Source organism: Anaerotruncus sp. 80, from assembly GCF_009936115.1.
GTDB classification, from domain to species: domain Bacteria; phylum Bacillota; class Clostridia; order Peptostreptococcales; family Anaerovoracaceae; genus Senimuribacter; species Senimuribacter intestinalis.
Genome location: NZ_QWES01000015.1, coordinates 84,849 through 91,124 on the forward strand (window position 1 = coordinate 84,849; position 6,276 = coordinate 91,124).

The following is a 6,276-nucleotide window of genomic DNA, read 5'->3' on the forward strand; positions in this document are numbered from 1 at the left end:
TCCTGGCATTATCTAGCTCAAGTAGGCGGCGGTCAAGTCACATTGCAAGGAAATATGTCTCGGCAGTTGCCAGCATTGATTCCCGTGCTGCCGGATCACATGCCAGAGGCTATTGATGTCGGCCAAGTCGTAGGAATCCACGGTGGTAATTTTTTCAGCGAAAACGGTGAGCGTGTAGCGCCGGTGTATAGGCGCAAAGGCATACAGGACACACTGAATCTGTTGCAGCCAGTGAAGGGTGTATTGCAATTTTATGTCAAAGATCGAACCTTGGAAGGTATTTGGGATAAGCGCAGGGAAATCTACGCACAGCTGCAGGAATTTCCCTGGCAGGCGATCATAGCTCCGAACTACAGCGTTTATGAAGATGCGCCGCGAATCGACCACCTATATAACATTAAGCGCAGCAGTATCGTGTATAACGAGATGTTGGATGCTGGACTTCCGGCAGTGCCGGACATCTCTTGGTACAATAAGATTGACCTGGACCAGTGGATCCAGGAAATCAATAGCAAAGGTGTCAGATGCATTGCCTTTAGTTTTCAGACCGTTGGCACGGGTCTTAGGGCGTCAAACTTCTATGTGCACTATCTCGCCGCTTTTAAGTATCTTACAGAGCGGATTCCTGCAGAAACAGAAATCATCGTGGCGGGAATGGTATCATCCAAAAGGGTGCAGTTCTTAAAGGATGTCTGCAGCAATCCTTTGTCGGTGCTGAATCAGTCGGCATATGTCCATAGCCGCCGTGGGATTCTGTCGGAAACGGGGAAAGCGCCGGGAGAATTAACTAAAAATCAAATTTTGCTGAGAAATCTCGCGTACTATGATAAATCATACAGAAGGGAGGCAGAAATATGCCCAAGAACAGGAACAGCGGAACTATTGCAGGAAGAACTTACGAGATAGATCGAACTGAGCATGAGAACAGAAATGATCAGGAGATGAGCGATCGGCTGGAGAGACGATTGCAGGCCATGGATCCGATTACAGTAGAAATTGATAGTCGAACCAGACATAGGCGTGAACGAGTCACCGTTGATTTTGTGGATAGAGATCAAGCTGAGGTAAACACAGAAGGAGGTTCTTATCGGGTAAATATCTGGGAAGGCACTTGTACATGTCCGGATTATATGCATCGTCAGGGCAGATGTCGGCATGTTGAGGCTATGGATGTGGCCAGAGAACAGGCAAGACAGGGTATCATGCCGGGCAGCAGAGAAGATATAGAAACGTCCAACGGACAGGTTTTGTCAGAGCATCAAAGGGCGGAGACGGCGGCTGAGCTGCGTAATGCGGCAAGAGCGCGTACCGACGATGATTTTTTCTATACGGAACATCCTGACGTATTTGAAAGCGATATGGCGCGGTTGCAAGGCGAGCCGGTGCCGTATACTTATGAGAATGTGCTGAATGGATCTGACATCACCTTCGGCATTGAACTCGAATTTGTCCATGGGGATAGTGATGCGATCGCTGCAGAACTGTATCAGATGGGTATCTGCGGAAATGATTCTATGTCAGGGTATCATGGCAGACGTGTTCCGGGTAAATGGGCGCTGGAGAGAGACGGAAGTGTTACTTCAGGCAGCCGAGGTGGGGAGTTGATATCACCAATCCTTACGGATACGCCGGAGACGTGGCGGACGATTGAAAAGGTCTGCGATGTGGCAAAACGACATGGGGCACAGGTGAATTTTCAAACTGGTGGTCATGTACATATAGGCGCTTCCGAAGCTTTGGATGGCAAAAAACAGAGATGGCGGCGCCTTTTTAAAATGGGTGCTGGTTTTGAGCAGGTTTATAAAAGAATATCCGGAGGGGAGCAAGGCGTGTTCAGGGGAGGTCATTATGCCGCATCTTCAGAAGATCTAAATCGTACAGGTATTGTTATGAGGCTTCCAGGCGAAGGTGATACCAGTGATTTTTTCTCCAGAATCAGCAGAAGACTTGGGCAGAAATACCGCATGATCAATTTTACCCCGCTGGGATCCAAAAAAACAGTGGAATTTCGAGGCTTTAACGGAACACTAACTCCTGGGGTCATTCAGGCCAATGTTAAATTCGCAGCTGGCATGGTTCTTTCCGCGGAACGGTCAAGATTGCGTAGCACGGAATCACTGGTATCAACGGACTCAGATAAAAAGCGTGCCAATATTATCAATGCGTATGAGGAAAACAATCAGAGGTCAAATGAAGCGATTATGCGCACTTTGGATGTAGTTTTTTCCCGGAAAGAGGATAAGCAGCATGTATTATCTGTCATTGCAAAAAATTCTTGGAGTAGGCATTGACAAACAAACTGATTCGTGTTATTTTAAAATAAAAAAGTGTTGAAATGAAATTTCAAAATGATAATCGGAGCATAGTACTGATGATGAAGAAAAAGATAGAAGTGCTGCTTGCCGCTAATGACATGAATGTGGTGGATTTGGCAAAGTGTTTGGGCACATCGTCTCAGAATTTGTATAACAAGTTATCTAGGGACAATTTCAAGGTTAAGGATTTAGAGGATATTGCGGAGGCTACAGAGTCGGAGCTGGAGATTCGCTTTATCACTAAGGATGGGATGAAAATTTAGGAGGTGCGAGATGTTTAGCGTAGTGCATAACGGACAAGTTCAGGTAAAAGAGCCGGAAAAGCGGTTTCAAATGATGAAGGCAATGGATGATAATATGTATGAAGCGGATGATTATAGGGATCTGGTAGCAATTCTCTGTGGCACTGACTACTATGAAAGCCAGTCCGCAGAAACGGATTGGCATATGAGAGTGGACGCTGCAAAGGAACTGTGCCTGGCGCTGATTGCTTCGACCGAGGTGGAAGCAGAAATGGCAGGGGAGCTTGGAGAAGACGAGGAGTTGGATGAATTTATTATCCTTTATGATGAGCGGATTGGAAAGATACCATATTCTTTGACTGGACCAGATGCGGATTATGACATTCACGTTGATAATCCGGAGCTGATTCGGGTAGAAAGTGATAAGAATCTGCTCTGGACGCTGGAGAAAGCGCAGCTGATTGCAGTGTTCGAGTATGACGAAGATAAAGGCGACTATATCAGATGGCTAAATCATCTAGATCTGGATGAGATGATTGCGGAGGAAACAGAATACTTCCGGCAGCATGGTGATCAAACAAGGATGCCGCTGTTTAAAAAGTTGGAGGAATAAGACATAGAGATAGGTTCGCTAAAATTTACAGTCTTTTCTTGAATTATATTTACTTTCTTCAAAATTTAAGTTAAGCTATAAGGGAAATATTTTTCACTTCATAAAGGCAAGAGTTGAGTAAAATAATGAAAGATGGGAAAAATAAAAAAGAAAATTTATTCTGTCTTACAAAGTTCAGACAGCAGATTTAGGGAGTTTCAGAAATCTATTATACGGTACGAGGAGAACATTATGTATCTTGAAAAAATAAGCCTACAGAACTTTAAGTGTTATGAGACATTGGATATAAAATTTGATAAAGAATTAACACTTATTATTGGTGCGAATGGTGCAGGAAAAACATCACTGCTAGAAGCTGTTGCGATTGCTATTAGTACTATGTTTGTTCCTATGGAGGGAGTTAAGGGAACAGGTATTGATAAATCGCAGGCACGCTTGAAAGCCTATAATATTGGCAGCCTTAGTGATGTACAGGCACAATACCCGGTAAAGATTTCTGCAACGGCTATGATTGATGGAAAGCATGTTTTGTGGGAGAGGGGATTGAATAGTGCTCAAGGACAAACTACAACGAAGGACGCGAAGGAATTGATTTCTATAGCTGCTGACTATCAAAAAAGACTTCGCGAAGGTGATACTACACTAATACTTCCAATTCTCGCTTATTATGGGACTGGACGTTTATGGGACTTTCACCGTAAAAAACAAAGCGATATCCTTGAAGCGAATACAAGAAATAATGGTTATATTGATAGTGTTGATGGAACTGCAAATGTTAAGTTGATGATGAACTGGTTTGCAAAGATGACGGTTCAGAAGTACCAGAACCTAGAAAATGGTTTGGGGCCAATTCCTGAATTGGAAGCAGTTTTTGCAGCGATGGAAAAGTGCTACAATCTCATCACAGGATTTGATAATGCAAAAATACAGTATAACATGGGAACAAAAGAATTGGATGTTTCCTATCTTGATGAATCTGGCAAACGAATGCGGATTCCAATTAACCAGCTGAGTGATGGATATAAAGGGACTATTAGTCTTGTGGCAGATATTGCTTATCGTATGGCGGTTTTAAATCCTCAATGCTTGGGAAATGTGTGTCAAAACACAGATGGTATTATTTTAATTGATGAGGTTGATTTGCATTTACATCCAGCGTGGCAGCAACGAATTTTGGGAGATTTGAGGACGATTTTCCCTAGAGTTCAATTTATTGTAAGCACACATGCCCCAGAGGTCATCAATTCTGTTTCGATGGAAAATGTGGCTGTAATTGAAAATAATCAACTGATTCATGTGCCAGTTGAGACCTATGGGAAAGATGCTAATGGTATTTTACGAACCATTATGGGTGTAAGTGAGAGACCTGAGAAGATTATGAGGAGATTTTCGGATTTCTATGCCGCAATAGATAGAGCAGATTATGAAGCTGCGGAGCGTATATTAGATGAACTTGAAGAATGCATCGGCGATGATCCAGAACTTGTATCGATGCGTGTACAGCTTGAATTAGAACAATTTTAAGAAGGTGTAACATGATACAGATAAAAAAAGGCAAAGAACCCCGAGCACTCTTGAAATATCGGAAACAAGAATTTTCGTCCTACAAAGATATGCCTTCAGAGGTAAAGCGGGATGTATTAAGCAGCTTGATGTTAGAACAGGGACATTTATGTGCATATTGTATGAGAAGAATTGAACTTAATGGGAAGAAAGAACGGAGAGCTACAATTGAGCATTGTCTACCACAGGCTGTTTCAGATGTTAATCGTCTAAATTATAAAAATATGGTTGCTGTATGCAGCGGCAACAGGGACGCCCATTTAAACAAGGATAAGACTTGTGATGCAAAAAGAGGGAGCTTGCCATCAGAACAACAGCGAATGAAGAAAATTGACGTATTTGATGGTCATACCTTGGACCTCATTCAATATGGATCGGATGGCAGGATTTTTTCAAAAGACCCCGATGTCGATGAAGATTTAAATGAGCGGTTGAACTTAAACTGTGAAACTTTACGACTGGGGGATTGCCGAAAGCAAGCATTGAACGCATTACAATGTGATATTAGTAAAAAGTATCCAAATAAAGATGTCCCTCAAGATTATTTTCAAAAATTGTTGGATCGATATACAACTCAAACCGGTAAAAAGACACCATATGTGGGGATTTTAATTTATTGGTTAAAAAAGAAAATACATAGAATCTGAAGGAAATCATATAAAACCACTCATGCGTTGCTGTTCGGAGTGGTTTTAAATTGAATTTTAAAACTACTTAGGGCGAACTATATAATAGCGTTTTTTCTATTTTGATTATAATTCTTTGTGGGGGTAATTTCGCAAGCAGGATTTTATGTTGGAATCCCAAGTTAAAAAGTTTGGTTTAAATGAATTCAACGAAATAAGTGTATGTCTCACCGTGGGACGAAGGGAAACCTCTTTGATATAATTAGGTAAAAATTATATTAAGGAGGTTCTTTTTATGAACTATGGCTATGCAAGAGTATCCAGTAAGGATCAAAATCTGGATCGGCAGTTATTAGTGCTTCAGGAGTTTGGTATTTCTGATAAGCACATTTATGTAGACCGTAAATCTGGAAAAGATTTTGAACGGCCAGGATACAAGAAACTGATTCGTCGTCTGAAGCCGCAAGATGTGCTGGTAATCGGCAGTATTGACCGTTTGGGACGAAACTACGATGAGATATTGAATCAATGGAGACTTATTACAAAAGAGAAACGTGTAGATGTTGTCGTGCTTGATATGCCGCTTCTTGATACGAGACAAAAGGGGAAAGATTTGACTGGGACTTTCATTGCTGATCTGGTGCTTCAGATATTGTCCTATGTTGCGCAAACAGAACGGGAGTATATTAAAAAAAGACAGGCAGAGGGTATTGCAGCAGCAAAACAGCGGGGTGTGAAATTTGGCAGACCTAAATTACAGATTCCGGAAGAGTTTGCGCAATGCAAGACTTTATATGAAACAAATCAAATTACGTCCAGAGAAGCTGCCGCAATGTTGCAGGTGTCACAGCCTACTTTTTTGCGATGGCTTTAAAATTTTTTTGAAGTTTTTTGAAACAAAAGGTAGACTTTTTGTT

At 41.9% G+C, this 6,276-nt stretch carries 7 protein-coding genes; all 7 read left to right on the forward strand.

Features of this window, described 5'->3' with window-relative positions; genetic code table 11:
* Window positions 1-66: 66 nt before the first annotated feature.
* The 7 genes from D1155_RS09170 (at window position 67) to D1155_RS09200 (ending at window position 6,233) form a co-directional block, all read left to right on the forward strand.
* A complete protein-coding gene (locus tag D1155_RS09170; protein WP_207709521.1) occupies window positions 67-906 on the forward strand; it encodes a DUF4417 domain-containing protein in 840 nt (279 codons plus the stop codon).
* Window positions 855-2,291, forward strand: a complete 1,437-nt coding sequence (locus D1155_RS09175; protein WP_160202100.1) for an amidoligase family protein — start codon at window positions 855-857, stop codon at window positions 2,289-2,291. The genes D1155_RS09170 and D1155_RS09175 overlap by 52 nt, the downstream gene beginning before the upstream one ends.
* Before the next feature lie 80 nt (window positions 2,292-2,371).
* The gene (locus D1155_RS09180) at window positions 2,372-2,578 is read left to right on the forward strand and encodes a helix-turn-helix domain-containing protein (RefSeq protein WP_201759567.1); all 207 of its coding nucleotides are present in this window, start codon (window positions 2,372-2,374) and stop codon (window positions 2,576-2,578) included.
* 10 nt (window positions 2,579-2,588) lie between these two features.
* The gene (locus D1155_RS09185; protein ID WP_160202101.1) at window positions 2,589-3,170 is read left to right on the forward strand and encodes a hypothetical protein; all 582 of its coding nucleotides are present in this window, start codon (window positions 2,589-2,591) and stop codon (window positions 3,168-3,170) included.
* Between the two features lie 231 nt (window positions 3,171-3,401).
* Window positions 3,402-4,694, forward strand: a complete 1,293-nt coding sequence (locus D1155_RS09190; protein WP_160202102.1) for an AAA family ATPase — start codon at window positions 3,402-3,404, stop codon at window positions 4,692-4,694.
* 11 nt (window positions 4,695-4,705) lie between these two features.
* Window positions 4,706-5,380 (forward strand): hypothetical protein, encoded by a 675-nt coding sequence (locus D1155_RS09195; protein ID WP_160202103.1) that lies wholly within the window; start codon window positions 4,706-4,708, stop codon window positions 5,378-5,380.
* Window positions 5,381-5,654: 274 nt separating this feature from the next.
* The gene (locus D1155_RS09200; RefSeq protein ID WP_160202104.1) at window positions 5,655-6,233 is read left to right on the forward strand and encodes a recombinase family protein; all 579 of its coding nucleotides are present in this window, start codon (window positions 5,655-5,657) and stop codon (window positions 6,231-6,233) included.
* Window positions 6,234-6,276: the final 43 nt, after the last annotated feature.

What these genes read in the sequence shown, in the direction of transcription:
- D1155_RS09175 (WP_160202100.1), top strand. Translation starts at nt 855, where the DNA reads ATGCCCAAGAACAGGAACAGCGGAACTATTGCAGGAAGAACTTACGAG.
- D1155_RS09180 (WP_201759567.1), top strand. Translation starts at nt 2,372, where the DNA reads ATGATGAAGAAAAAGATAGAAGTGCTGCTTGCCGCTAATGACATGAAT.
- D1155_RS09185 (WP_160202101.1), top strand. Translation starts at nt 2,589, where the DNA reads ATGTTTAGCGTAGTGCATAACGGACAAGTTCAGGTAAAAGAGCCGGAA.
- D1155_RS09190 (WP_160202102.1), top strand. Translation starts at nt 3,402, where the DNA reads ATGTATCTTGAAAAAATAAGCCTACAGAACTTTAAGTGTTATGAGACA.
- D1155_RS09195 (WP_160202103.1), top strand. Translation starts at nt 4,706, where the DNA reads ATGATACAGATAAAAAAAGGCAAAGAACCCCGAGCACTCTTGAAATAT.
- D1155_RS09200 (WP_160202104.1), top strand. Translation starts at nt 5,655, where the DNA reads ATGAACTATGGCTATGCAAGAGTATCCAGTAAGGATCAAAATCTGGAT.